At 38.0% G+C, this 25,989-nt stretch carries 22 protein-coding genes and 1 other annotated feature; of the genes, 16 read left to right on the plus strand and 6 right to left on the minus strand.

Translation table 11 applies throughout. The annotated features are described in order from the left end of the window. The first annotated feature begins 333 nt into the window (after nt 1-333). The 3 genes from ABS917_RS04950 to ABS917_RS04960 all read left to right on the plus strand — a co-directional run bounded on the left by ABS917_RS04950 (nt 334) and on the right by ABS917_RS04960 (nt 5,679). Nucleotides 334-2,079, plus strand: a complete 1,746-nt coding sequence (locus ABS917_RS04950) for a methyl-accepting chemotaxis protein (protein ID WP_350477952.1) — start codon at nt 334-336, stop codon at nt 2,077-2,079. Nucleotides 2,080-2,189: 110 nt separating this feature from the next. Next, a complete protein-coding gene (locus ABS917_RS04955; protein WP_350477953.1) occupies nt 2,190-5,147 on the plus strand; it encodes a non-ribosomal peptide synthetase in 2,958 nt (985 codons plus the stop codon). A 61-nt stretch (nt 5,148-5,208) separates the two neighbouring features. Beyond that, nucleotides 5,209-5,679 carry a 4'-phosphopantetheinyl transferase family protein gene (locus tag ABS917_RS04960; protein ID WP_350477954.1) on the plus strand — a complete coding sequence of 157 codons (471 nt, stop codon included), beginning with the start codon at nt 5,209-5,211 and terminating at the stop codon, nt 5,677-5,679. Between the two features lie 77 nt (nt 5,680-5,756). On the opposite strand, the gene ABS917_RS04965 is transcribed toward ABS917_RS04960, so the two are convergent. Beyond that, the gene (locus tag ABS917_RS04965) at nt 5,757-6,209 is read right to left on the minus strand and encodes an SRPBCC family protein (protein WP_350477955.1); all 453 of its coding nucleotides are present in this window, start codon (nt 6,207-6,209) and stop codon (nt 5,757-5,759) included. 294 nt (nt 6,210-6,503) lie between these two features. Here ABS917_RS04965 and argF point away from each other — a divergent pair, with 294 nt between their 5' ends. Further along, entirely contained in the window at nt 6,504-7,469 is a 966-nt protein-coding gene (argF, locus tag ABS917_RS04970; RefSeq protein WP_350478067.1) for an ornithine carbamoyltransferase, read from the plus strand. 269 nt (nt 7,470-7,738) lie between these two features. Here the strand turns inward: argF and sspI are convergent, their stop codons facing one another. Next, nucleotides 7,739-7,948, minus strand: coding sequence for a small acid-soluble spore protein SspI (gene sspI / locus ABS917_RS04975; RefSeq protein WP_350477956.1), 210 nt, complete (start codon nt 7,946-7,948; stop codon nt 7,739-7,741). A gap of 123 nt (nt 7,949-8,071) precedes the next feature. On the opposite strand from sspI, the gene ABS917_RS04980 reads away from it, so the two are divergent. The 7 genes from ABS917_RS04980 to pheT all read left to right on the plus strand — a co-directional run bounded on the left by ABS917_RS04980 (nt 8,072) and on the right by pheT (nt 17,055). Continuing rightward, nucleotides 8,072-8,833, plus strand: a complete 762-nt coding sequence (locus ABS917_RS04980) for a TrmH family RNA methyltransferase (RefSeq protein ID WP_350477957.1) — start codon at nt 8,072-8,074, stop codon at nt 8,831-8,833. Nucleotides 8,834-9,437: 604 nt separating this feature from the next. Further along, nucleotides 9,438-10,319 (plus strand): cytochrome aa3 quinol oxidase subunit II, encoded by an 882-nt coding sequence (gene qoxA / locus ABS917_RS04985; protein ID WP_350477958.1) that lies wholly within the window; start codon nt 9,438-9,440, stop codon nt 10,317-10,319. A gap of 37 nt (nt 10,320-10,356) precedes the next feature. Beyond that, on the plus strand, nt 10,357-12,321 hold the full coding sequence (gene qoxB, locus ABS917_RS04990) for a cytochrome aa3 quinol oxidase subunit I (protein ID WP_350477959.1): 1,965 nt from the start codon (nt 10,357-10,359) through the stop codon (nt 12,319-12,321). Next, nucleotides 12,321-12,920, plus strand: coding sequence for a cytochrome aa3 quinol oxidase subunit III (qoxC, locus tag ABS917_RS04995; RefSeq protein WP_014823149.1), 600 nt, complete (start codon nt 12,321-12,323; stop codon nt 12,918-12,920). The genes qoxB and qoxC overlap by 1 nt, the downstream gene beginning before the upstream one ends. A gap of 3 nt (nt 12,921-12,923) precedes the next feature. Next, the gene (gene qoxD / locus ABS917_RS05000; RefSeq protein WP_350477960.1) at nt 12,924-13,205 is read left to right on the plus strand and encodes a cytochrome aa3 quinol oxidase subunit IV; all 282 of its coding nucleotides are present in this window, start codon (nt 12,924-12,926) and stop codon (nt 13,203-13,205) included. A 68-nt stretch (nt 13,206-13,273) separates the two neighbouring features. Beyond that, nucleotides 13,274-13,503: a binding site (T-box leader), on the plus strand. 91 nt (nt 13,504-13,594) lie between these two features. Beyond that, nucleotides 13,595-14,632 carry a phenylalanine--tRNA ligase subunit alpha gene (pheS, locus tag ABS917_RS05005; protein ID WP_350477961.1) on the plus strand — a complete coding sequence of 346 codons (1,038 nt, stop codon included), beginning with the start codon at nt 13,595-13,597 and terminating at the stop codon, nt 14,630-14,632. A 17-nt stretch (nt 14,633-14,649) separates the two neighbouring features. Continuing rightward, entirely contained in the window at nt 14,650-17,055 is a 2,406-nt protein-coding gene (gene pheT, locus ABS917_RS05010; RefSeq protein ID WP_350477962.1) for a phenylalanine--tRNA ligase subunit beta, read from the plus strand. A gap of 47 nt (nt 17,056-17,102) precedes the next feature. Here the strand turns inward: pheT and ABS917_RS05015 are convergent, their stop codons facing one another. Beyond that, nucleotides 17,103-17,579: a nucleoside-diphosphate sugar epimerase gene (locus tag ABS917_RS05015; protein ID WP_350477963.1), complete on the minus strand. Its 477-nt coding sequence runs from the start codon at nt 17,577-17,579 to the stop codon at nt 17,103-17,105. A 126-nt stretch (nt 17,580-17,705) separates the two neighbouring features. Between ABS917_RS05015 and ABS917_RS05020 the strand changes: the two genes are divergently transcribed. Next, nucleotides 17,706-18,245: a hydrolase gene (locus ABS917_RS05020; RefSeq protein WP_350477964.1), complete on the plus strand. Its 540-nt coding sequence runs from the start codon at nt 17,706-17,708 to the stop codon at nt 18,243-18,245. A 92-nt stretch (nt 18,246-18,337) separates the two neighbouring features. On the opposite strand, the gene ABS917_RS05025 is transcribed toward ABS917_RS05020, so the two are convergent. Next, complete coding sequence (locus ABS917_RS05025) at nt 18,338-18,877, minus strand: ECF transporter S component (RefSeq protein ID WP_350477965.1); 540 nt, start codon at nt 18,875-18,877, stop codon at nt 18,338-18,340. A gap of 220 nt (nt 18,878-19,097) precedes the next feature. Next, the gene (gene bcaP / locus ABS917_RS05030; RefSeq protein WP_350477966.1) at nt 19,098-20,492 is read right to left on the minus strand and encodes a branched-chain amino acid transporter BcaP; all 1,395 of its coding nucleotides are present in this window, start codon (nt 20,490-20,492) and stop codon (nt 19,098-19,100) included. A gap of 319 nt (nt 20,493-20,811) precedes the next feature. Between bcaP and ABS917_RS05035 the strand changes: the two genes are divergently transcribed. From ABS917_RS05035 to ABS917_RS05050, 4 genes are all read left to right on the plus strand, one after another. Then, nucleotides 20,812-21,438, plus strand: a complete 627-nt coding sequence (locus ABS917_RS05035; RefSeq protein WP_350477967.1) for a GntR family transcriptional regulator — start codon at nt 20,812-20,814, stop codon at nt 21,436-21,438. Between the two features lie 250 nt (nt 21,439-21,688). Further along, entirely contained in the window at nt 21,689-22,888 is a 1,200-nt protein-coding gene (locus ABS917_RS05040; RefSeq protein WP_350477968.1) for a quaternary amine ABC transporter ATP-binding protein, read from the plus strand. Continuing rightward, entirely contained in the window at nt 22,881-23,744 is an 864-nt protein-coding gene (locus ABS917_RS05045) for an ABC transporter permease (protein WP_350477969.1), read from the plus strand. Before ABS917_RS05040 ends, ABS917_RS05045 begins: the two co-directional genes overlap by 8 nt. Before the next feature lies 1 nt (nt 23,745). Continuing rightward, entirely contained in the window at nt 23,746-24,633 is an 888-nt protein-coding gene (locus ABS917_RS05050) for a glycine betaine ABC transporter substrate-binding protein (protein WP_350477970.1), read from the plus strand. Between the two features lie 138 nt (nt 24,634-24,771). Here ABS917_RS05050 and ABS917_RS05055 read toward each other — a convergent pair whose 3' ends face one another. Beyond that, nucleotides 24,772-25,962 (minus strand): coenzyme F420-0:L-glutamate ligase, encoded by a 1,191-nt coding sequence (locus tag ABS917_RS05055; protein ID WP_350477971.1) that lies wholly within the window; start codon nt 25,960-25,962, stop codon nt 24,772-24,774. Between the last annotated feature and the right edge of the window lie 27 nt (nt 25,963-25,989).

Here is a 25,989-nt window from a genome sequence, read left to right on the forward strand (position 1 = left end):
TCATGTATTTAGAGTAAAAGAGGGTGAACGAAATAAAGTTCACTCTCTTTTTATATTTATAAAACTAGTTCTTACTAGTAATGTTATTTCATGTTGAATATTCAGAAAAGTGGATAATTAATAATCCGAATAATACATAGGTATAAAGGATTACTTTAAGTGTTGTTGGCGAAAAGAATAAACAATTCAAAGAGACTATATTCACTCGACTTAAAATAGTTTAAATGATATAGTTTTTACCGGCGTTATTTTATTCATATACCAATGTTTCCTTTTCATGGCATTTAGATAAGGATGAAAAACAAAATAATTAGATAAAAGGAAGGATAAAAAATGTTTCGGAATCTAACATTTTTCACAAAAAATATTTTAGTAACAATACTGTCTATATTATGTGTGGGAACCATACTTATCGGTATCAGTTATTTCGTTCAGGGTTATTTACTTAAAGAACAGCTGAGAGAGCAGACTCAGCTAATTTCTGAATCGTGGTATGAAAAGCTAGAAGGAAATGAAGTAGAACAATTAATGCAGGATACAGATGTTCAAAGTGACTTACATACTAAGTATACTGATATGTTCAACAAAATGAGTGAATACAATCCGATCGTAGCGCAAGGGTATATTTACGGTGTTGAATTGTCTGGCGAAAAAAATAATGAAACAACTTTAATTTCTTTTGATAATGCAATTTGGGAAATGTTTTTAGGGGAAGGCCTGCAACCGGGTACTTTATATGAACAGCCGGAAATAGTTGTTGAAGGTTTGAAAGTTTTAAAAGAGACGGGTGAACCCCAGTTTACGGATATTTATAAAGATGCATACGGAACATGGGTAACTATTATGTATCCAATTTTTAATCCCCAAAATGATTTAATTGCCTATTATGCCATTGATGTAGATGCATCAAGTGTTGGTGAAGGACAAATGGGCTTATTAAAATGGTCTTCAATGATACTAATCGTATTATTGGCTATTGCCCTAATTGTGCAATATTTCGTCATTAAGTCACAACTAAAGCCTTTAACTTATTTATTAGAAGGTATTAATAAAGCAAGCAAAGGTGATTTAACAGTAAGCCTGCCTGAAGGAAAAGATGAATTGGGTACAGTAAATGCACGTTTTAATGAAATGATTGCCTCATTAAGAAATATTGTAAACAGTGTTAATGATTCTTCTAGCAAAGTAAAAGAGGACTCGGTTCAACTGGAATCTGCCTTTACATCGACATTCCAAAGCTTCGATACGATTACAGGTGCAGTAAAGAATATGAAAACGAATTTAAAAGGGCAGGAAACTTCAATTGAAGAGGCAGCATTGTCAATGGAAGAAATGTCTAGTCAGATTCAAACAATCGCAATAGATGTAACAGATGTATACAAATATGCAGAAGAGGTTACATCGTATTCAAAAGATGGAAGTAAGTCGACTGCAGAAGTAGCAGATCAAATGGAAGTGATTGTGGCGAATGTCGAAAATTCAAATCAGAATATCGGCACTCTTGTAAAATTGTCAGATGAAATCGGTAAGTTTTTACAAGTCATTACCGATATTTCGGATGCGACTAATTTATTGGCATTAAATGCAAGTATTGAAGCAGCGCGTGCAGGTGAGCATGGAAAAGGATTTGCCGTCGTAGCACAGGAAGTAAAGAAACTTTCCGAGCAGTCAGCAAAATCAACAGAAGGTATTCAGGAACTGATTTTGCGTGTGCGTGAAGCCGTAACTGAAGCCCAGAAGTTTATGGAAAGCATAAAAATAGGCGTTGATGGCGGTAAAGCTTCTACACAGCAAACAAATGAAATGTTCAATAAAATCTACGAATTCAATAAGGAAATTACGAATAAGTTGCAATCTGTATCATTTGCAACTGAGGAAATTTCTGCTGGGGTGGAAGAATCTGCAGCAATGATTATTACATTATCAACAAATGCCAGTGAAATTGTTGACGGATATGAAGGAATCGCGATCAATGTTGAAAACCAACGCGGTACATTAAGTAATATCCGCAGCATGTCCGAGAACTTGAAAATTACTTCTGAAGAGCTGGAAGAAGTCGTAAGTACAATAAAGAATTAACGAAATCAATTGCATAAAAAATACTAGGGGGGCATTTGAAATATTTTGAATGCACCCCTCGTCCAATTATGCAGTTGAATATTATTTTTTGATGAAAGGTTGTTATTTAGATGAATACGATATTACGCAAATTTAATAAGGTAGTACTTCAGCAAGGAGATGCTGTTGCTGTAAAGGAAAGAAACCGCCAATTAACATATACGGAATTACATGAAGAGTCGAACAAGATAGCGAGCTATTTAATCGGAAATGGACTTAAAAAAGGAGAATTTGTAGCAATTTATTTAAAGAGAAGTATTGATACTGTTATTTCAATTCTTGGTGTTATTAAAGCAGGCGGAGTATATGTGTCATTGGATCCATCACATCCGAATGAACGGAACAGTTATATTATTGAGGATATTAAAACATCATTTATTATTACGAATGCAAGCGCAGAACAAAATCTGCATACATTACAGCTTGATTCATCCATACATATTTTAAGTTTAGAACAATTAAACGATGAAACTCTGCCTCAATCATTTAAAGAGGTACAGGACCAGGCACAGGATGTGTGTTATACAATTTTTACATCTGGTACAACCGGTAAGCCAAAAGGTACATTGATTCGTCAACAGGGAATTCTGAACTTGGTCGATTATATGCAAAACGATTGGCAAGTTACGAAACAAGATAAAATTTTGCAATTTGCAACATACAGTTTTGATGCATCTGTTTTAGATACATTCTTATCGTTATTAACAGGTTCATTATTATACTTAATCGATGATGAAGAGCGAATGTCCGAAAACAATTTCCTGGATGTAGTAAAAAACGAAGGTATTACAATCATTCCAGTATTACCGACTGTATTCTTTAACCGGATTGTGAATCATATAACAGCTGAAAACTCGGATTTATTTGCTTCGGTAAAACTTGTAGGTGTTGGAGGGGAGCTTCTAACAGGAGATTTAGCGAGAAACTTTAAATCGGTTGTAGGTGATCGGACAAGATTTTTCAATTTATACGGCCCAACGGAAATTACGGTAATGGCAACAGCTTATGAGGTGCCGAGAGATCTTGCGCAAGATGTATATAGCGTGCCAATCGGGAAGCAATTACCTGGAAATAAAGTATATATCGTCAATGAACAGGGGCAGCTTTGCGCTGAAAATGAAATCGGAGAGCTATGGGTATCTTCAGTTGGAATTTCTTTAGGATACTTGAATAATGAAGAAAAAACGAAGGAAGTCTTTATTGAAAATCCATTTGATGCCGGACTTTTTGAAGGGAAGATTTATAAAACAGGGGATCTTGTGAAGCGGTTAAGTGACGGCAATATCGAGTTTGTTTCAAGAAAGGATACGCAAGTTAAAATACGAGGACATCGAATTGAAATTGCTGAAATCGAAACGAAGATGAATGAAATGGAATTTGTGAACAATTCGGTTGTTGTCGTTGAAAAAGAAGGCGAAGATCAAAACTTGAAAGCCTTCTTCACTTCAGCACAACAAATGGACTATACAATAATTATCGATTCGTTAAAAAAAGATTTACCAAGCTATATGATTCCATCAAAGTTCATGCAGCTTGAGGATATTCCATTTGCGCCGACTGGTAAGGTAGACCGTAAAGCGCTGGAAAAAATCGAGGCGGAGCGCGTTTCTTTAACAAGTTCTCGGGAGATAATCGCACCGCGTAACCAAGTCGAAAAAGACCTTGTCGCGGTATGGGAAAAGGTATTGAAAATCGACGGGATAAGTGTAGCAGATAATCTGTTTGATATTGGCGGACACTCACTGAAAATCATTGAAATACTTGCGAACATAAAACAAACATATCCGAAATTAACGATAAAAGATTTCTTTGATTTAAAAACAGTTGAAAAGTTAGCGGAAAAAGTCCTTTATACAGCAATGAATGAAGTAGAACAGTTTACTGGAGAATTTACAAACTTAACAGAATGGCCTGTTATGTCAATCGATGAACAACTGCAGGATGTGAACACGGTATTGGTCACAGGAGCGACAGGTTTTTTAGGAAGTCATATCGCTTATCAATTGCTGGAGGAAGGGAAAAATGTCTATGTAGTAGTTCGCGGCGACAATGCAAGCGAGCGCATTAAGCAAATAATGCTGCAATATTTTAACCGTGATATCAGTGCACAACTGACAATTGTAAACGGTGATTTAACAAAGCCGTACTTAGGTTTATCAAAAGAAGCCTTTTCGACCCTTTCTAAAAATCTTGATGCCATAATCCATTCGGCAGCAGATGTTCGACATTTCGGTGACCGAGAACATTTTGAGAAAGTAAATGTACAAGGAACAAAAAATATTTTTGAACTTGTCGAATTTAACTCAGCTATCGTTTTTCACCATATTTCAACTGTAGGAGTTGTCCAGGATTTACTAACAGAAGGAAAATGGGAAAGTGTAAAGGATATGAATGAAATTCAGGAATATTTGCAGCTTGAAAGTGTCTATACAGATACAAAATTGAAGGCGGAAAAATGGATTTTAGATCAGGTAAATGCAGGGAAACAAGTATTCGTCTACCGTATGGGAAATTTATCGGGACGATACAGTGACGGGCAATTCCAAAGCAACATACACGAAAATGCATTTTATCGTATGCTGAAGCTGATGATTTTAGTTAACAAAGCACCAAAAGTTCAATGGATGGTGGATTTCACACCAGTTGATTTTGCTGCGGATGTAATTGTGAAATCTGTACTGGCCAACGAGCAGTCTGTTCGTGTATTCCATGTATGTCATCCGGAACCGATTCCATTTGAAGAATTTGTGGGACTTTTAAATGAGCTTGATTTACAAATTGAATTAGTCGATAAAGTCTATTACGAAAGCTATATTTTAAGTGACGGCATGACAGAGGAAGTAAAAAACCTTGCAGTTGCACAATTGGACGGGGACGGTGCGAACGATTCAAATGCCATCTTTGACAGCCGGACAACGATGCAGCTTCTAAAAATTAAAAACATGCCAACCGTAAATAAAGAGTATATTGGAAAGCTGATGGAATATGCTTCTGAACAACAATTTATAAAAATGACTGTACTTGTATAGAAAATGAATTTGGCATAAATGAAAATGTATGTTGAAGCTATATATAATTAATAATTGGACATTGAAAGTAAATCAAAATAGTGCAAGAAGCAAATGGGCACTGTCGCTAATTGAAGATCAATTAGGAATTTCTACAATTAAAAAAAGTGCTACTGGCAAACCTTTTTTTGTGGATGCCCCTTACTATATCAATTGGTCCCATAATGATACAACCCTTGTCTATGTTTTAAGCGAACGCGGTCAAGTAGGTGTTGATATAGAGGAAGAAAATTTATTTTATGATGAACATCTTCATGGCTGGGTGTTACATGAAGAGGAAAAAAGAAGAATTGTTAATGGTACGGAGTTTTCAGAGGTTTGGACGAGAAAAGAAGCTATATTAAAATGTACTGGAGAAGGCATTCATGAAAAGATGAATGAGTTTAGCAGTTATCAAACGACGAATTTTACTGTGACTACATTATATATGAATAAGGTTTGTATTAGTGTCTGCAGTGAATATGATGAGGGAATTGAGTGCATCGTATGCTGAAACCTGCTGTACAATTTCCAATAAAATGAGAAAAACCATTAATTTTCCGGTTGTCGGGAAAGTTAATGGTTTTTTTTTTAGTTTACATCATGTAGGGCAGTAAGCTTTGTTTCAATTGAGTTCGTTAAATCCGTCGTTGCTTTAGGTACGAAATTTTCCAATACAGGGTTGATCATCATCCCCATAAATCCGCCGGCAGATAAATCCAGGCTACCTGTAACTTGAGCGGATTCGTTATTGCCGCATGCAATATTAAAATAGCCGTTACCGTCAAAATTGTCGGATATTCCTTTAATGTTAAACTTTACATCAGTTGGCTCGATAGATTCCGTAATATCGACTTGAAGTGTAATCTTTTTTCTTGTGAACCCTAAATCTGCTAGTAAAGTCCAAGTGAACTGTTTATCATGCTGTGCTTCGTGTTCGATATAACCTGGGATTAATGGTGCCCAATTATTGTAATCCTTTAGAAAATTCCATATTACATCGTTTGATAATGGTAATTCCACTGTATGGATAGCGTTCGGCATAATAATTCCTCCTAAATAATCAATTAGCATAACAAGTAAATTATTTCCAAAAATTACTGCTGTAAATAGTATGCTAAATAATGAATAGGAATTCAATAAAAAAAACAAAAATTTTCTCCAATAAACAGTAAAAATACCGCTTGGGTAAATTATTTGTTTTAATGAAACAGTTTACTAATATGTGGATTTATTGAACAATTAAATTTATTTAAAAAATTTATAATAATTCACTTGATTTTATAATTATTCATTTGTATAATAAAACCAACATAAAGCTCACAGAGGTGTGTAATGATGAAATTATTAGAAGAGGTGCAATTAAAGCCCGTTGAAAGTTTACAAGGAAAAGACTTATTAACACTGCTTGACTATACGAGTGAAGAAGTGAAGCAACTGCTTGAACTGGCGACACAGTTGAAAACAATAACAAAAGCGGGCAAATGTCCACGATTATTGGAAGGTAAAACACTTGGCATGATCTTTGAAAAAAGTTCAACTCGTACACGTGTATCGTTTGAAGTAGGAATGCAGCAGCTCGGGGGATATGGCATGTATATGAATGCACGTGATATGCAAATTGGGCGTGGTGAACCGATCTCCGATACAGGAATGGTTTTGTCAGGTTATTTAGACGGAATTATGATCCGTGCCAACTCCCATACGATGGTGGAAGAATTGGCTCATAATGCGTCGATTCCGGTCATTAATGGATTAACGGATCTTGATCATCCATGTCAGGCATTAGCTGATCTTGAAACAATTGCCGAAAATAGAGGGGAATTGAAAGGATTAAAAATCGCATATGTAGGTGATGGCAATAATGTAGCACATGCGCTTATTGTTGCTGCAGCACATGTTGGTATGCATGTAGCAGTTGCAACCCCACCAGGATATGAATGCGATGCGCATCTTATTGAAAAAGCACAAGTGATTGCTTCTCGTAACGGCAGTACAATTATCGTGACTAATGACCCAGTGGCGGCTGTTACAAATGCAGATGCTGTTTATGCAGATGTATGGACATCTATGGGGCAGGAGGAAGAAACGCAAAAACGACTGAAGGATTTTGCGAAATACCAGATTAACGATGAATTGGTAGCCCATGCAAAGCCGGATTATATGTTCCTTCATTGTTTACCGGCGCATCGTGAGGAAGAAGTTGCGACGTCAGTTATTGACGGTCCAAATTCTTATATATTTGAGCAAGCAGAAAATCGCCTGCATGCACAAAAAGCAGTTTTAGTATCTTTATTGGCGTAAAACAAACAGCAGGCAGTTGGCATTGTACTACGGGTTGTAGTCGCCGCTGCGAATCATACATTATTTATGGGCAGGAAGGGCAAATAAATAATGTAGTAGACCTACATGAATAACAACGGGAGACGCTGTGACGATTCGTGAAGAACTACAAGTGATGTCTGTATTCAAGATGGAATGCCCCATCACTACATAGAAAAAGCAATCCGGGAGACGCTGGATTGCTTTTTTGTATTGAATCATAATTGAATGATGGGTGGTTAAGCTAAATGTTAGCTGACAAATTGTTTTGCTAATTTTTGTGAAAAATCTTTTCGCTCACTTTCGCTTGCGCTGTTCCACCATTTTTCCAGAAATACACCAAGGCCTGGAAGTAAATGTTCCTCGCCCCGCGCAATTGCATCATTGACGATATCCTGAAATTCAGCGGCATCTGAGCCCATTACATTGGCAGTAATTGCTTGTCGAATTTGAAAATCCATATGAAACCTCCTTTTCCCATACTTTGTTCAAAATAATAAACTTTATACATGGCATTGCATTATGGATTACAAAATAATTGTGATAAAATATACAATCGAGTACGTAAAAAAGGACGGGAAATCATGAAAAGAATCGAATCGACACAAAATGCGCTAGTAAAGCATTGGAAAAAGCTTGTTACACAACGTAAAGAACGTGAAAAAACAGGAGAGTATATAGTAGAAGGTTTTCATCTAGTGGAAGAAGCGTTAAAACATAAAGATCAAATCGTGCAAATCATTGTGCGTGATGGTGTTGACCTACCATTATTATGGACAATAGACGAAGTGGTATTAGTACACGTAAATGATGCAGTCTCAAAAGAAATTGCGGAAACTGAAAATTCCCAAGGGGTATTTGCCCATTGTAAACAACGCCAAATTTCTGAAGATGAACAATTTAATTGGCGCAAGGTACTTTTAGTCGATGCGGTCCAAGATCCGGGAAATATCGGCACAATGATCCGAACTGCAGATGCTGCAGATATAGATGCAGTTATTTTAGGGAAAGGCAGTGTCGATGCATTTAATCCGAAATCTTTGCGTTCCGCCCAAGGCTCTCATTTCCATATTCCAGTCGTACGTGGCGACTTGTTGGAATGGGTGGAAAATCTGCAGGCTGATGGTGTTCGTGTATACGGTACTTCATTGGATGAATCGATCTCTTACAAAAAAGTGGAAGCGAGTGATTCATTTGCATTAATTGTGGGTAATGAAGGGAGTGGCATTAATCCGCAAATTTTGGCAAAAACAGACCAGAACATCATCATTCCTATTTTGGGCGGGGCAGAATCACTGAACGTTGCGGTGGCAACAGGTATTTTATTGTATGCATTTGTAAAATAAACAGGTGAAAATTTAAACGAGGGATTTTGTAAGTAAGTACTTATAAAATCCCATTTCTTTTAAAGAATTAGGTAAAAAGTGGAAATAAAACCCATAATAAGAAACAAATTGCGCTTTCTGATTAGTCGCAAAATATGAACTTTAACGAGTTCATAGAAATGTCATTTTTGAAATGGGGGCATCTTTTAGCTCGTAATTGCTCTGTTTTACTGCATTTGTCGTCATTATTTTAAAATATTAAAAAAGAATTGCTCGAAAAATGGCAGAAATAAGGGTTTTTTCCAATTTGATGTTTTGACACTTATTTGATGTTTAACTAAAATCTAAGTAGGTTAGACAGACGCCTTAAGTTGTCACAACAAAAAAATAAAATAATGCTTTTTAAAATAGTGTGCAAACTGTTAATTATGGGATTCAATTTAAAGGTTCTAATTGGTGATGAATTGATGATCTGGCTATTTGCCACTATATGCATAGTGTAAATGGTAATAAGTGAAATTATTCATTCGTAGTAGCACTATCGTCATTATTTTATTTTCGCTCTCACATGAAAGCGCTTAAGCAAAATCTAACAAGCTCTATTTAATTGGAAAGGAGTCCAACTATGAAAGTAAATATGAAGGGAACATTACTCTCTTTCATGGGACTAGGTGCTATCCTATTAGCAGGCTGTAACGATAAGTTAGCAGTACTTGATCCTAAAGGTCCTCAAGCTCAAAGACAAGCCGATGACACAATGTTATTAATTTACCTAATGTCAGGGATTGTTCTAACAGTATTAGCAATTTTGGTGTTTATGTTATTTAAATACCGTGCATCAAAACAAAGTCCAGATTACGAGCCACCGCATATTCATGGTCACTGGCTTGTAGAAACAATTATGATTGGTATTCCTGTTATCATCGTTATTTTCTTATCATTTGTTTCTGTTAAGAGTAACTACATTGTTGAGAATGTTCCTCAAGAATATGAAGATCAGGAACCTTTAGTTATTTATGCTTCATCATCTAACTGGAAATGGCACTTCAGCTATCCAGAACAAGGTATTGAAACAGTGAACTACCTATACATTCCTGCTGGACGTGCAATTGAATTCAAACTTTATTCTTACGGTCCAATTACAAGTTTCTGGATTCCACAACTTGGTGGTCAGAAATACGCAATGGCAGACATGGTAACAACATTACACTTAGCTGCAGATAACCCGGGCGAATTCTGGGGACGTAACGCGAACTTCTCAGGTCGTGGTACAGCAGAAAACATTTTTGATGTAACAGCTTTGACTCAAACAGAATTTGACGAATGGGTAACAGAAGTTCATGAAACGGCTGCTCCATTAACAGAAGAAAAGTTTGACGAATTATTAGAGCCAGGTCATCTTGGTAAATCAACTTATACTGGTACACATCTAGAGTTCTCACCAGCTCCGGAACATAACCATGAATCTTCAGACGAAGAAGATGAAGAGGATCATTCTTCACACTAATTTTTGAAAGTAACAACTTTTCGAAAGGAGTACTACTATGTCGGAATTCTTTGCACAGTTTGCAGTTCCACACCCAAGCACATTAATTTATATCGCAATGGCTTCTATCGTTTTAGGGTCAATCGCGTTAGTAGCGATCGTTACTTATTTTAAATTATGGGGCTATTTATGGCGTGAATGGATTACAACTGTTGACCATAAAAAAATTGGTATCATGTATTTAATCACCGCTTTAGTTATGCTTTTCCGCGGCGGTGTCGATGCCGTAATGATGCGTTTACAGTTAGCTGTTCCAGATAACGGTTTCTTAGACGCACAGCACTATAACGAAGTATTTACAACACACGGAGTAGTCATGATTCTATTCATGGCAATGCCATTCATTACATTCTTCTTTAACTTTTTAGTACCATTACAAATCGGGGCACGTGACGTAGCGTTCCCACGCTTAAACAACTTGGCATTCTGGTTATTCTTCATGGGGATGGGATTATTCAATATCTCATTCATCGTCGGTGGATCTCCTGATGCTGGATGGACTTCATATTTCCCGTTAGCGGATAATGAGTTCAGTACATCAGTTGGTACAAACTATTACATGCTTGCACTGCAAATTGCGGGTCTTGGTACGTTAATGACAGGTATTAACTTCATTACGACTATCATGAAAATGCGTGCTCCAGGTATGACATTATTTAAAATGCCAATGTTCACTTGGTCTGCACTTATTGCAAACTTAATCATCGTATTTGCATTCCCGGTATTGACAGTAGCTTTAGCTATGGGTACGATGGATCGTCTATGGGATACAAAATTCTTCGCTATCGGCGACGGTGGTATGGACATGCTTTGGGCCAACCTATTCTGGGTTTGGGGTCACCCTGAAGTATATATCTTAATTTTACCGGCATTCGGTATTTTCTCTGAAGTAATTTCGACATTCGCACGTCGTAACTTATATGGTTACACGTCAATGGTTTGGTCAATGATCTTAATTTCAGTATTCTCGTTCGCTGTATGGACTCACCACTTCTTTACTATGGGTCAAGGTGCATTCACGAACTCGATCTTCTCGATCACAACAATGGCAATTGCGATCCCAACAGGGGTTAAAATTTTCAACTGGTTATTTACACTTTATAAAGGGAAAATTGTTGTTACAACACCAATGTTGTATGCATTACACTTCATTCCTTTATTCACATTAGGTGGTGTAACAGGGGTTATGCTTGCGATGTCAGCAGCGGACTACCAATACCACAACACAATGTTCTTAGTAGCTCACTTCCATAACGTAATCATCCCTGGTGTTGTTTACGCGATGTTAGCAGGTTTAACATTCTACTGGCCGAAAATGTTCGGTTTCATGTTAAATGAGCGTCTAGGTAAAGCTACAGTTTGGGTAATGTCAACAGGTTTCGTACTATCATTCATTCCAATGTATATCACTGGTTTAGATGGTCAAGCACGTCGTATGTACACATATTCTGACGCAGCTGGATTCAGTACATTAAACATGGTATCGTTCATCGGTGCCGGAATCATGTCTGTTTCATTCTTAATGCTAGTATGGAACATTTGGTACAGTTTCAAAAACTCTCCACGCGACATCGGTTCAGATCCATGGGATGCACGTGGTCTTGAGTGGGCGACACATACTCCAATTCCACACTATAACTTTGCAATTACTCCAGACGTAACTGATGCAACTTCAGAAGCATTCTGGGATTCTAAGAAAAACGGCGTTAAGTTATTCAAAGGTGAAATTAAAGATATTCACATGCCGAATAACTCAGGTCAAACATTTATCTTATCAGTTTTCTTCTTCATCGGTGGTTTCGCTCTAGTATTCAGTATGTTTACTTTAGCTATCATCAGCTTAATCGGTATTTTAGCTTGTATGGGTTACCGTTCACTAGAAGACGACCATGGCTACCATATCCATAAAGAAGAAGTTGAGTTAATCGAGAAAAAATATGAAAAAGAAGGAGGTGCGAAATAATGGGTAAAGTTAATAACAATGTTCCATTGGAATATTCAACAGAGGAAAATAACCTGAAAATCTTCGGGTTCTGGACTTTCCTAGGTGCGGAAATTATGTTATTCGGTACATTATTCGCATCATACTTTGTTCTTTCGGGTCGTACAGGTGACGGTCCGACTGCAGCTGAGATTTTCGAAATCGGTCCAGTACTTGCAGAGACATTCATTCTTTTAACATCAAGTTTTACAATCGGTTTAGCTATTCATGCAATGCGTCTTGGCAGTAAAAAAGCGACATTGTCATTTATGGGTATTACATTATTACTTGGTGCAGCGTTCATTTCTGTAGAAATTTATGAATTTGTACACTATGTACATGTTGGTGCAGGTATTACTACTAGTGCCTTCACATCTGCTTTATTAACAACGTTAGGAACACACGGTCTTCACGTAACGTTCGGTTTATTCTGGGGAATCTTCATTATGATCCAAATTGCCAAACGTGGACTTAACTCAGTAACAGCAGGGAAAACATTTGTATTCTCACTATACTGGCACTTCCTGGATGTTGTTTGGATCTTCATCTTCAGTTTCATTTACTTGAAAGGAATGATGTAATCTATGGCTAAGTTCTTTCCAATCGGCCAAATTATGGGCTTCGTATTTTCACTGATTTTAACAGTGGTTGCAATGCTTGTTTACTTCACAGATATGTCATTCGCAACTGGGATGGTTATCCTTTTAGTAACAGCATTCATTCAAGCTGGTTTGCAGTTTATGATTTTCATGCACGCTGGTGAAACAAATGATAAGTGGGCTATCTACTCGAACATCGTATACGGAATCGGTTTAGTAGTATTGACTGTTTTAGGTTCTTTATTAATCCTTCTTTGGGATATGTAATGATGAAACACACTCCAGCTAGTTGATAAATGTACGAAAATGCATTAAACTGGTTGGAGAACATATTACGAAATGCGTTGACCGGGAAGAGTAGGTATACAACATTTGTTTTAGGGAATGCAAGCCAATGACTGAAAGCTTGCTAACAAATTGTATAGTGAAGTTCACCCCGCGAGCAGCATCCGGGATCCACTTGTGGTGAAAGGATTGCCGGCTAGACATAGTCGTTAGCTCCAATGAAGTGATTGCTTTATGCAATAACTAGGGTGGTACCGCGAAACTCGTCCTCGTCCCTTTCTTAGGGGACGAGGATTTTTTATTTTCAAATATTGTGGAAATTATTTAAGAGAAAGATTTTATCCACAAATATTATAAGGAGGACTTTGTAAATGGAACAACAACTAAAGCAATTAGAACAAGAAGCATTAGCCAAAATTGCCTATGCAGCTGACTTAAAAGCATTAAACGATGTTCGTGTTGCGTACTTAGGTAAAAAAGGACCAATCACGGACTTATTAAAAGGAATGGGGAAACTTTCTGCAGAAGAACGCCCAAAAATGGGTGCCCTAGTTAACACTGTGCGTGAAAATGTAACAGCTGAACTTGAGAACAAGGTTGCTGTATTAGAAGAAGCGGCGATTTTAGCACAGCTGGAAAATGAATCAATCGATGTCACGTTACCAGGTGCAAAAGTGCGTGCAGGAAACCGTCACCTGTTAACACGTGTAATCGAAGAAATCGAAGACCTGTTTTTAGGAATGGGCTACGAAATCGTAGAAGGACCAGAAGTAGAAAAAGACTACTATAACTTTGAAGCAATGAACTTGCCTAAAGGTCACCCGGCTCGTGACATGCAGGATTCATTTTATATTTCAGAAGAAACATTATTACGTACGCATACGTCACCAGTTCAGGCCCGTACAATGGAAGCGAAAAAAGGCGAACCAATTCGTGTGATTTGCCCAGGTAAAGTATTCCGACGTGACACAGACGATGCAACACACTCACACCAATTCATGCAAATTGAAGGTCTTGTGATCGGTGAAAATATCCGCATGTCTGACCTAAAAGGAACTCTTGATGCATTAGCGAAGAAAATGTTTGGAGCAGAACGCGAAATCCGTCTTCGTCCATCATTCTTCCCATTCACAGAGCCATCTGTAGAAGTAGACGTTTCTTGTCATAAATGCTCAGGAAAAGGCTGTAATGTATGTAAACAAACTGGCTGGATTGAAATCCTAGGTGCCGGTATGGTACACCCGAACGTACTTGAAATGGCTGGCTACGATTCAACTAAGCTTTCAGGTTTCGCGTTCGGTATCGGTGCAGAACGTATCGCAATGTTAAAATACGGTGTGGATGATATTCGTCATTTCTATACAAATGACACACGCTTCTTATCACAATTCCACCAGGCAGAAGTGTAAGAAGGAGGACAAAATAAATGTTAGTTTCATTAAAATGGTTAAGTCAATATGTAGACATTTCTTCTATAGAAGCAAATGAATTAGCAGAAAAAATTACGCGCGCGGGGATTGAAGTTGATGCAGTAATTGACCGTTCACAAGGTATGTCAAATGTTGTTGTTGGTCATGTTGTAACAAAAGAAAAACATCCGGAAGCAGATAAATTAAATGTGTGTCAAGTGGACGTTGGGGAAGAAGAGCTTCAACAAATCGTGTGTGGTGCTCCAAACGTCGATGCTGGTCAAAAAGTCATCGTAGCACGTCCAGGGGCGAAATTGCCAGGCGGCATTAAAATTAAAAAAGCGAAGTTACGCGGACAAGAATCAAACGGGATGATTTGTTCACTTCAAGAGTTGGGCATTGAAGGTCGTCTTGTACCAAAAGCTTATGCGGATGGAATCTATGTATTACCTGCCGATTCAACTCCAGGTGCAGATGCATTGGAAGTTTTAGGCTTACGTGATACAGTGCTTGAGCTTGGTTTAACACCGAACCGTTCGGATGCAATGAGCATGCTAGGGGTTGCCTATGAAGTAGCAGCGATTTTATCCCAAGATGTAAAATTACCGGAAATCGATTATACAGCTTCAGCCGAAAAAGCAGAAGACGTTCTAAAATTAACGGTAGAAGATAAAGAAGCAAATCCGATGTATGCAGCAAAAGTTGTAAAAAATATTGAAGTAAAGGAATCTCCATTATGGCTGCAACATGCGCTTACGTCTGCAGGAGTACGACCACATAATAACGTAGTTGATATTACAAACTATGTATTAATGGAATACGGTCAACCATTACATGCATTTGACTACGATAAATTGGCAACTGGTGAAATCGTGACACGTATGGCTCGTGATGGCGAAGTGATGACAACGCTTGATGATCAGGAACGTAAATTGGCTAGCCACAATCTTGTCATTACTAATGGTCAAGAAGCAGAAGCGGTTGCAGGTGTTATGGGCGGTGCTAAATCAGAAGTATCAAATACTACAACGACAGTAGTAATCGAATCAGCCTACTTCAATCCGGCTTCTGTGCGCCGCACTTCAAAAGAAATCGGCTTACGTTCGGATTCATCAGCACGTTTTGAAAAAGGTGTTGATCCGAACCGTGTCCTTCCTGCAGCAGAACGTGCGGCACAATTACTTGCTGAATTAGCAGGCGGGGAAGTACTTGAAGGTACAGTGCTAGTGGATGAACTTGATAAATCACCTGCTCGTGTTGTTGTATCACCTGACTTTATTAACGGTCGTTTAGGTATGAAGATTTCTCTAGAGGATATGCTTTCTATTTTAGAGCGTTTAAAATTTGATGTGGAAGCAGCAAATGGCTTATTGATCATTGATGCTCCGACAAGACGTCAGGATATTAAAATTCCGGAAGATATTGTTGAAGAAATTGCACGTATGTATGGCTATGATGAGATTCCTGTAAGCTTACCGGCGAGTGAGCAAGTTGGCCGCTTAACGCCATATCAAGCAGGTCGCCGTATTGTACGCAACGTTATGGAAGGTGCCGGTCTTTATCAAGCGGTAACTTACTCATTAACTTCAGCAGCGCACGCTCAAAAGTTTGCATTAAAAGCTGAAGAGACGACAAAATTATTAATGCCTATGTCTGAAGAACGCTCAACATTACGCCAAAGCATAATTCCTCACTTAGTAGAGGCAGCAAGCTATAATGTAGCCCGTCAAGCGGAAACAGTAGCATTATATGAAATTGGTTCAGTATTCCTTGGACAAACTGCTGAAGAGCTACCATTTGAAGAAGAGCACTTAGCGCTTGTCCTAACAGGTAAATGGATTGATAATACATGGCAGGGCGAAAAGAAAAATGTTGATTTCTTCGTTGCAAAAGGTATTGTTGAAGCAGTATTTGCAAAATTAGGCTTAACATCTCGTGTAAGCTATGCAAAAGCTCAAGTAGACGGCTTACATCCTGGTCGTACAGCTGATGTTTTATTAGATGGCGAAAAAGTGGGTGTCATTGCCCAGCTTCATCCACAAGAACAAAAAGCATTTGATGTAAAAGAAACTTATGTGGCTGAATTGAACTTAAATGCCATTTTAAGTGCTACACAAGAGGAGCTTGTTTATTCTATGATTCCGCGCTTCCCGGCAATGAGTCGTGATATTGCATTAGAATTGGATTTAGCAACTCCAGCTGGTGAAATTGTAAGCATTATTAAAGGTGCAGGAACTTCTTTATTGAAAGAAGTAAAAGTATTTGATGTTTATGCAGGGGAGAAAATGACGGCTGGTAAAAAATCAGTAGCCTTCTCATTAACATACTTCGACCCAGAGCGAACATTAACAGACGAAGAAGTAGTCGCAGCGCACAATAAAGTATTAAAAGCATTAGCAGCAGCTGGTGCGGAAGTACGCTAATTAAATATTATAAAACCCGAATGGTACAATGGCCATTCGGGTTTTTATTATTGCGGAGATTGTTTGGCGGGCTTGACCATTCCTGTAGCAGCCCCGACTAAAGCGCTTAATGTATGGACAATACCAAACGTATAAAAATTAAGAAAAACGTGATTCGTATACTCATTTAATAGGGGGAAACGGTAGATTGTGGAACCGGGTGTCTTCGTATCACCGCCGAGGGATGCATACACATTATCTGAAAAATCAATGGCATAATAGATGAACGCCACTAACAGTGCAACTCCAAATATTAAATAAACCAAACGCATAAGTTGATCTTTTGCGTTTCTTGCACTTTCAGTAAAGAAGCGAAACGTAATAAATAAACTTAGTATAATAAATGGTGCGACTAGTGCTAAACCTAGTGCGCCAAGATTTCCTCCATTTGCAACATCGTCCGGTTTTACCGTAAAAAAATGCTGTATGATTAATACTCCAAATAAACTAATGCCCATACTTATGAGCCAACTAAGACGCAACATGTAAATCCTCCATTTCTCTTTTCACTATACAGTGTCATGCATTTCGTTTCAATGGAGGATCTACTATTCATTTAGTGGAAAAGTTCAGTATAATAGAGAAGAATGCAACTTAGGGGAGGTATATTCATGTTAAAAAAAGAAGAAGCAGTATTAGTACTGATTGATATTCAGGGGAAATTGGCGCAAGTTGTCGAGGAAAGCGCACTCGTTGTAGGTAATATCGCCACAATGGTACAAGGGGCAAAATTATTGGAATTACCTATTTTATGGCTTGAGCAATATCCAAAAGGGCTTGGTCCGACAGATGAGCGAGTTGCGGAGCATTTAACAGATGAAAAACCGATTGAAAAAATTACATTCAGTGCTTATGATACTGAGGAATTTGTACAAGCATTACAGCAAACAGGACGCAAAAAGATTTTATTGGCCGGAATTGAAGCGCATATTTGTGTATATCAAACAGCTGCTCAATTACTGGAAAACGGTTATGAAGTCGAAGTGCTGGCAGACTGTGTGTCTTCACGAACAGAAAGTAACCGAGAAGTAGGCATCCAGAAAATGATGCAGCTTGGTGCTCGTGTAACTAGTGTAGAAATGGCATTATTCGAAATGCAGCAAGTAGCAAAAGGCGATACATTTAAAGCAATCAGTAAGTTAGTAAAATAAAAAATACAGCTGGGACAGAAGTAGACGCTCAGCAAAAAAAGCCAATTTTCCCTCAGAGGAAATTGGCTTTTTTTGAGCTATGTTCCACCCTTTTATTTGAAAAGAGGCAGTTTTTTCAAAGCGATACATACAGGTAGTGCAATGAGAAGACCTACTCCGTTTTGAACGAGATTTCCTGGAATTGAAGCAAGTGGAATGACCCAGTTTCCATAGAGAACACGTTCACAAATATAATAACCGCCAAGCATAAATGGAATCGAGATTACGATAGCCGCAAAGTTATAAATAATGCTTCCGCCATTTTTTCCGTGCATTGAAGCAATTTTACCTACAATATAGCCTTGCAGACCCCGTGTAATGAATGTAAATGGAGCCCACAATGTCCAGCCGGATAAAATATCAAACAGTGCCATACCGAATGCTCCGGCCATTGCGCCCTTCTTTGGACCAAATAAAATTGCGATAATAAAAAGCATGGCAGAACCTAAATGAACGAGCCCCCCATTTGCAGCGATCGGCAAACGGATATTAATAAAAAATGTGGCTACAAATACGAGTGAAATAAGTAGGCTCGTAATAATTAAATCTTTTGTTTTCTCTGATGAAGTAGTGATTGATCGTGACGATTCCATAATAATTGATGCTCCCTTGCTTGAAATTATCTCTCATATTAGCAATTCGTTGGCATCTGTAAAAGGTTCAAAAACAAACAATTTAATAAGGTCAGAAAATTTGCATATCGCTTTTCTTAAATAATGTGGGGAATTCCTTTGAAAAATAAAAGCACAGCAAATTATGGGACCTAATTTGCTGTGCTTTTTAAAGAGCGGTTATTGTACCAACTCTGTTCAACTATTCAGATTTTGAATTCATCGTAGAATGTTTTTTTCCGTACGTAAAATAAACGATTATACCGATAATAAACCATATACCGCAAGCGATCCATGTGTGCAAGGAAAGTTGAGTAATCAGAAAAATACATAAAATAAATGATAAGATTGGTAAAACGGGATAAAAAGGTACTTTGAACCGATTTTGTGGCAAGTCTTTATTTTTACGCAAATAGAGAATCCCGGCAGACACGAAAATAAATGCGACCAGTGTACCCATATTAACAAGTTCCGCCAACAAATCCAATGGAACAAACCCTGCAAAAAATGAAATAATCACTGTAAACAGCCACGTATTTTTGGTAGGCATTTTGCGCTTTTCACTTAATTGTGTCAGCATTTTTGGCATTAAGCCATCACGGGCAAATGCCATCAACAATCGTGTCCCGCCATACATCATGACTAATATAACGGTCATCATGCCTATGACGGCTCCGAGTGATATAATTCCCGCTGCCCATTCCTGATCGATTACATGCATCGCATAAGATACTGGGTCGGTTACATTCAGGTCTGTATATGGAACAATCCCTGTCAGTACAAGTGAAACTACTACATACAATACTGTACAGACAAGCAGGGAACCGATAATTCCGATAGGCATATTCCGCTGGGGATTTTTTACTTCCGCGGCAGCAGAAGATACTGCATCAAACCCTAAGTAAGCAAAAAATACGAGCGCGGCACCTGTGAAAACACCACTCATTCCAAATGGCAGGAAGGGTGTCCAGTTATCCGGTTTCACATAAAAGACACCTACTGCAATGAACAATATAATAACGCCAAGTTTGATTGCGACCAATAATGCATTAAAACGTGTCGATTCTTTCATTCCTAATGATAGTAAAGCACCTATCGCAAAGATAATACATATTGCAGGCAAGTTAATATAAGTACCGTTTTCAGGACTGAATGACCCTGTCAAAGCGACCGGTAAATGGATACTCAACCCTTCCAGCAGCGAAACAAAATAACCTGACCAGCCTGTTGCCACGGCAGCTGTTGCAAGACCGTATTCCAATAATAATGCCCAGCCGACAAGCCATGCTATGATTTCTCCAAAAACGATATAGCTATATGAATAGGCACTTCCTGCAACGGGTACAGTAGAAGAAAATTCAGAATAACATAGTGCGGCTAATGCACAAACGACTGCAGCAATCGTAAAGGAGAAGACAATTCCGGGGCCGGCATGGAGCGCAGAGACGGTCCCCGGTAAAATGAATATGCCTGTACCGACAATGGCACCGACACCTAACATAATCAAATCAAAAGGACCCATTGTTTTGGGCAACTGCATGTTGCCACTTTTAAGTATAAGGTCATTGATTGGTTTTTTTCTAAATAATTTTTTCATTTTTACACCTATTTCTAATTTACAATAATCAAAATTTTATCATCATTTTTCTGAATAATAAACAAGTTTATTGAGTTAAAGTGCTAAAGTATAATTTTTGTCGAAAAAATGATAAATAACTCGAATAAAAAAGATAATAATGTTATTGTTAGTATTTAACAGAAAAAAATACCTATATTTTAATACAATTTATTAAGGGAAATTGTTTGAAATCAGCGAATCATTTGTTGTTTTTATAAAAAGGTATATAATTTCGATATAGTATATATATAGGAATTTTGCTTATGCATACTGAACACAGCACAAAGGAGTGCAAATAATGGAGAAGAAAATCCAAATTAAGCAGCCTAAATATCAAGTAATAGCAGAAGATATTGCCGCTAAAATTGTTGAAAAAAAATATGTTGTCGGAGAAAAGATTTATGCCCGTTCATCGTTGGCATCTCAATACAGTGTTTCGTCGGAAACCGCGAGACGGGCGATTGCCGTACTGCAGGATTTAAATATAGTAGAAGCGACAAAGGGGAGCGGTGTTGTCATCGTTTCCTATGAAAATGCAGCTAAATACATTCAACGGTTAACAGGTGTTAAATCAATAAGAGATTTACAAAAACAATTAACCGACAGTATTGAACGCCAAATTGATGAGTTGCATCATTTCCAGGATACATTAGGAGAAATGGTCAACCGGACTAGCCGCTATCAGTCGATAAACCCGTTTGTACCTTTTCAAATCGATATTACTGAAAATTGCCCATTTCTATCGAAAAATGTTGGCGAGATCAATTTCTGGCAGGAAACGGGTGCTACAATAATTGGCATCAAAAAAGATCATGAGCTAATTGTTTCGCCTGGTCCATACGCAACACTCTCTGCCGGAGATACATTATTTTTTATTGGTAAAGAAGAATGTTATTCGAATGTAAAACACTTTTTACAGCTATAAAGTAACAACTTTCGATCAGAATCGATAAAGGTTGTCAAATTTATAACAAAAACAAACTACTCCCTCATTGTCTTTCGGGAGTAGTTTTTTCTGTTTAAGGGACTTTATTTCTAGATAGAGGAACAAAAAAATCATTTCTTATTTGACAATAGTAACAACGTCTATTAATATAAAAGTTGTTGCTTTTAACAACCTGAAATAAATATAAAGTTGTTACTAGCATGAAATTAATTATATTAGGAAGTGGATTATGGGGAAAATTAAAATTGACCGAGTCACTAAAGTATTTGGAAAAAATACATCACAGGCATTAAAGCTCGTGAAGCAAGAAAAATCCAAAGAACAGATATTAAAAGAGACAAATGCTACTGTAGGTGTATATGAAGCTACTTTGACAATTGAAGAAGGGGAGATTTTCGTAATTATGGGGCTTTCAGGAAGTGGGAAGTCTACATTAATCCGTTTACTCAATCGTCTTATTCAACCAACGAGTGGTGATATTTATATAGATGATCAGAATATTACAAAGCTCAATAAAAAGAGCCTGCAGCTTGTTCGCAGAGAAAAAATGAGCATGGTGTTTCAAAACTTCGCATTATTCCCGCAACGTACTATTTTACAAAATGCAGAGTATGGCCTGGAAGTCAGAGGCGTTCCAAAAGAGGAAAGACGATTAAAAGCAGAAAAGGCTTTACAGAATGCAGGGTTGCTCTCCTATAAAGACCAGTATCCAGATCAATTATCAGGTGGTATGCAGCAGCGTGTAGGACTTGCACGGGCGTTGGCAAATGATACAGAAATCATATTAATGGATGAAGCTTTTTCTGCTCTTGATCCGCTCATTCGTAAAGAGATGCAAGATGAGCTATTGGAGTTACAAGCTAATTTACAAAAAACCATAGTCTTTATTACACATGATTTAAATGAAGCGCTTCGTATTGGTGATCGTATTGCTATTATGAAGGATGGAAAAATCATGCAGGTAGGAACAGGGGAAGAAATTTTGACAAACCCTGCAAATGAATATGTCCGATCATTCCTGGAAGATGTAGACCGTTCGAAAGTATTGACGGCGGAAAATGCGATGATCCGTCCAATGACAATTCAAATTGATCATGAAGGACCAAAAGTTGCGTTGCAGCGTATGAGAGAAGATAAAGTAAGTGTCCTGCTGGCAGTTGATAAAGCCCGAAAATATTTAGGCTATATTACTGCAAATGATGCACTTGAGCTTGCGCAATCCGGTGAAAAATCACTGCAGCCAATTTTACGAAATGATATGCCGATTGTTGAACCATCTACAGTTATACAGGATATTTTATCGGTTATTTCCGATTCTCCGACACCGGTTGCTGTAGTCGAAGAGGGGAAACTGCGCGGTGTACTAATCCGTGGAGTTGTTTTAGAGTCATTAGCCTCTGAAAAAAACGGAGGTGTAGACAATGAGTAAACTTTTAAATTTAGCGACGCCCTTACCGGTAGCGGAAAATGTAGAAAAGCTGATGGATGTTGTAACGGATACGTTTTCTGCTCAATTCCGTTTCATTCAAAACAACGGTGAAGATTTAATGGATCTTGTTACGTCCACATTAACAGCTATTCCACCATACGTATTTATTTTAATCATTGCCGTGTTAGCGTTTTTCGCAACAGGCAAAAAATTCGGCTTAGCCATCTTTTCAATCATTGGTTTACTGTTCATTTTAAACCAGGGTTTATGGGAACAGCTTATGAATACATTTACACTCGTGTTGTTTTCAAGTTTAATCGCGATTGTAATTGGTATACCACTGGGCATCCTCATGTCGAAATCAAAAGTAGTAGAAGAAATTTTAAAACCAATTTTAGACTTTATGCAAACAATGCCAGGGTTCGTATATTTAATCCCAGCCGTTGCATTTTTCGGGATTGGTGTCGTACCAGGTGTATTTGCTTCAGTTATCTTCGCATTACCACCAACTGTACGTTTTACAAATCTCGGTATCCGTCAAGTTCCGACTCATTTAATCGAAGCGGCCGACTCTTATGGTAGTACTTTCACTCAAAAATTAGTAAAAGTAGAATTACCACTTTCAAAATCCACTATTATGGCCGGTATTAACCAAACGGTACTTTTATCATTATCGATGGTAGTTATTGCATCCATGATCGGTGCGCCAGGTTTAGGTCGTGAAGTATTATCGGCTCTACAACGAGCACAAATCGGTAATGGATTTGTTGCGGGGATAAGTCTAGTAATCTTCGCTATTATTGTAGACCGTTTAACACAAAGTTTAAATAAACAAAAATCAAATGGGGGAAAGTAAAATGAAAAAAATGAAATGGATGCCTGCAGCAACAGCAATGAGCGCAGCGCTATTATTAGCTGCGTGTGGAGATGACACAACAGAGAAAAAAAATACGTCATCCACAGAAGATTTAGGTTCAATCGAATTAGCCTATGTAGAATGGGATTCTGAAGTTGCTTCTACGTATGTAGTGGCAGAAGTTCTGGAAAGTGTCGGCTATAAAGTTGACATTACACCATTGGACAATGCCATTATGTGGGAAGCAGTTTCTAAAGGTGAAGCTGATGCAATGGTATCCGGCTGGTTACCTGCTACACATGCTTCACAGTATGAAAAATACGGTGCAGATGTAGAAGATTTAGGACCAAACTTACAAGGTGCGAAAATCGGGTTAGTTGTACCAAGTTATATGGAAGCAGCATCGATTGCTGATTTATCTACAGAAGCGGCATCAACAATTACAGGTATTGAAGCAGGTGCAGGTGTAGTTGCGGCTGCTGAAAAAGCACTTGAAACATATCCAAACCTGGAATCTTGGTCATTACAACCATCTTCATCAGGTGCGATGACAGTAGCTTTAGAACAGGCGATTAAGAATGAGGAAGATATCGTTGTGACAGGCTGGAGCCCACACTGGAAATTTGCCAATTATGATTTAAAATATTTGGAAGATCCTGAAGGTGTATTCGGCGGAGAAGAAAGCATTCACACATTTGTACGTCAAAACTTGGAAAAAGAGTCACCTGATGCATTCAAGATTTTAGATGCCTTTGAATGGACAACAGAAGATATCGAAGAAGTAATGCTTAACATTTACTCAGGAACAAAACCTGAAGAAGCAGCAAAACAATGGGTTGAAGAAAACCAAGACGTTGTGAACAAGTGGACAGAAGGTATTGAGAAGTAAATCAAAACTGCCTATAAAAGACTTAGCTTAAACAAAATAACGGTGCAAATTTTGAAATCTAAAATTTGCACCGTTTTATTTTTTATATAGGATGCAAAAGACTCAACTTCCGCTGAAGGAAATTGAGCCTTTTGTTTTTTATTTTGTATAGTTATCGAAATAGCCTTGGATGTAGATCATAGGTGTTCCTTTATCGCCTGAACCAGAAGTTAAGTCAGATAATGAACCGATTAAATCTGTCAGCTTACGAGGTGTTGTACCTTGCGCAGCCATATTACCAGTTAAATCTTCTTCTTTGTTGTTGATATATTCTTTGATTGCTACTTTCAGTTCTTCACCATGCAGGTTAGCAAAATCATTGTCCGCTAAATACTTTAACTTAATTTCGTTTGGAGTGCCGTCAAGACCTGGCGTGTAAGCAGGTGATACAACAGGGTCTGCAAGCTCCCAAATTTGGCCTACTGGATCTTTAAACGCACCATCACCGTAAATCATTACTTCTACAAGTTTCCCTGTAGCCGCTAAAATTTTCGCCTGGATGTCATCAACGATTGGTTGACAGTTGTCCGGGAATAGTTTCACGCCATCTTCTGTCGATTTGTTTGATCCAAGTAATCCGTATTTAGTGTTAAAGCCAGATCCGTTTACAGATTCAGCTAAAATATTGTCAAGACCATAAATTTTTTCTGCACCAGCAGCTTTTAAAATACGTTTTGTACGGAAGCGAGAGTGAATATCGCAAGTTAAAATGCTTTTCGTATAATCTAAAATCGTTTTAGCGTTGTTCGAGAAGATGACTTCAACTTCCGCACCTTGTTCAACGATTAATTCTTTATAATATTCGATGTAGTCCACACCTGTAAATGTATGTTTGTTAAATCCGAAATGACCGCGGAATTCAGCTTCTGTCAGCACATCTGTCCAAGGGTTAATACCTTTTTCATCAAGCTCATCCAATGATACTAAATGGTTACCCACTTCATCAGATGGGTAGCTTAGCATAAGAACGATTTTCTTAGTGCCTGCTGCAATTCCTTTTAAAATGTTAGAGAATCGGTTACGCGAAAGAATCGGGAAAATAACACCTACTGTATCATCACCGAATTTGGCTTTTACATCTGATGCGATATCTGAAATTTTAGCGTAGTTTCCTTGTGCACGTGCAACAACAGATTCTGTTACAGTTACAATGTCACGATCTTCAATTTCATAGCCTTCTGTCTTTGCAGCATTTAACGCTGTATCAACAACGATTTGAACAATATCGTCCCCTTCATTAATAATTGGGCCACGAAGACCTCGTACAACCGTTCCTACTACACGTTCCAAAATAATCTCTCCTTCAATAGCTGTAAG

Source organism: Solibacillus sp., from assembly GCF_040273735.1.
Taxonomy (GTDB): Bacteria; Bacillota; Bacilli; order Bacillales_A; family Planococcaceae; genus Solibacillus.

Excerpts from the sequence above, each read along its gene's own strand:
- ABS917_RS04950 (WP_350477952.1), top strand. The coding sequence starts at position 334 with ATGTTTCGGAATCTAACATTTTTCACAAAAAATATTTTAGTAACAATA.
- ABS917_RS04955 (WP_350477953.1), top strand. The coding sequence starts at position 2,190 with ATGAATACGATATTACGCAAATTTAATAAGGTAGTACTTCAGCAAGGA.
- ABS917_RS04965 (WP_350477955.1), bottom strand. The coding sequence starts at position 6,209 with ATGCCGAACGCTATCCATACAGTGGAATTACCATTATCAAACGATGTA.
- argF (WP_350478067.1), top strand. The coding sequence starts at position 6,504 with ATGAAATTATTAGAAGAGGTGCAATTAAAGCCCGTTGAAAGTTTACAA.
- sspI (WP_350477956.1), bottom strand. The coding sequence starts at position 7,948 with ATGGATTTTCAAATTCGACAAGCAATTACTGCCAATGTAATGGGCTCA.
- ABS917_RS04980 (WP_350477957.1), top strand. The coding sequence starts at position 8,072 with ATGAAAAGAATCGAATCGACACAAAATGCGCTAGTAAAGCATTGGAAA.
- qoxA (WP_350477958.1), top strand. The coding sequence starts at position 9,438 with ATGAAAGTAAATATGAAGGGAACATTACTCTCTTTCATGGGACTAGGT.
- qoxB (WP_350477959.1), top strand. The coding sequence starts at position 10,357 with ATGTCGGAATTCTTTGCACAGTTTGCAGTTCCACACCCAAGCACATTA.
- qoxC (WP_014823149.1), top strand. The coding sequence starts at position 12,321 with ATGGGTAAAGTTAATAACAATGTTCCATTGGAATATTCAACAGAGGAA.
- qoxD (WP_350477960.1), top strand. The coding sequence starts at position 12,924 with ATGGCTAAGTTCTTTCCAATCGGCCAAATTATGGGCTTCGTATTTTCA.
- pheS (WP_350477961.1), top strand. The coding sequence starts at position 13,595 with ATGGAACAACAACTAAAGCAATTAGAACAAGAAGCATTAGCCAAAATT.
- pheT (WP_350477962.1), top strand. The coding sequence starts at position 14,650 with ATGTTAGTTTCATTAAAATGGTTAAGTCAATATGTAGACATTTCTTCT.
- ABS917_RS05015 (WP_350477963.1), bottom strand. The coding sequence starts at position 17,579 with ATGTTGCGTCTTAGTTGGCTCATAAGTATGGGCATTAGTTTATTTGGA.
- ABS917_RS05020 (WP_350477964.1), top strand. The coding sequence starts at position 17,706 with ATGTTAAAAAAAGAAGAAGCAGTATTAGTACTGATTGATATTCAGGGG.
- ABS917_RS05025 (WP_350477965.1), bottom strand. The coding sequence starts at position 18,877 with ATGGAATCGTCACGATCAATCACTACTTCATCAGAGAAAACAAAAGAT.
- bcaP (WP_350477966.1), bottom strand. The coding sequence starts at position 20,492 with ATGAAAAAATTATTTAGAAAAAAACCAATCAATGACCTTATACTTAAA.
- ABS917_RS05035 (WP_350477967.1), top strand. The coding sequence starts at position 20,812 with ATGGAGAAGAAAATCCAAATTAAGCAGCCTAAATATCAAGTAATAGCA.
- ABS917_RS05040 (WP_350477968.1), top strand. The coding sequence starts at position 21,689 with ATGGGGAAAATTAAAATTGACCGAGTCACTAAAGTATTTGGAAAAAAT.
- ABS917_RS05045 (WP_350477969.1), top strand. The coding sequence starts at position 22,881 with ATGAGTAAACTTTTAAATTTAGCGACGCCCTTACCGGTAGCGGAAAAT.
- ABS917_RS05050 (WP_350477970.1), top strand. The coding sequence starts at position 23,746 with ATGAAAAAAATGAAATGGATGCCTGCAGCAACAGCAATGAGCGCAGCG.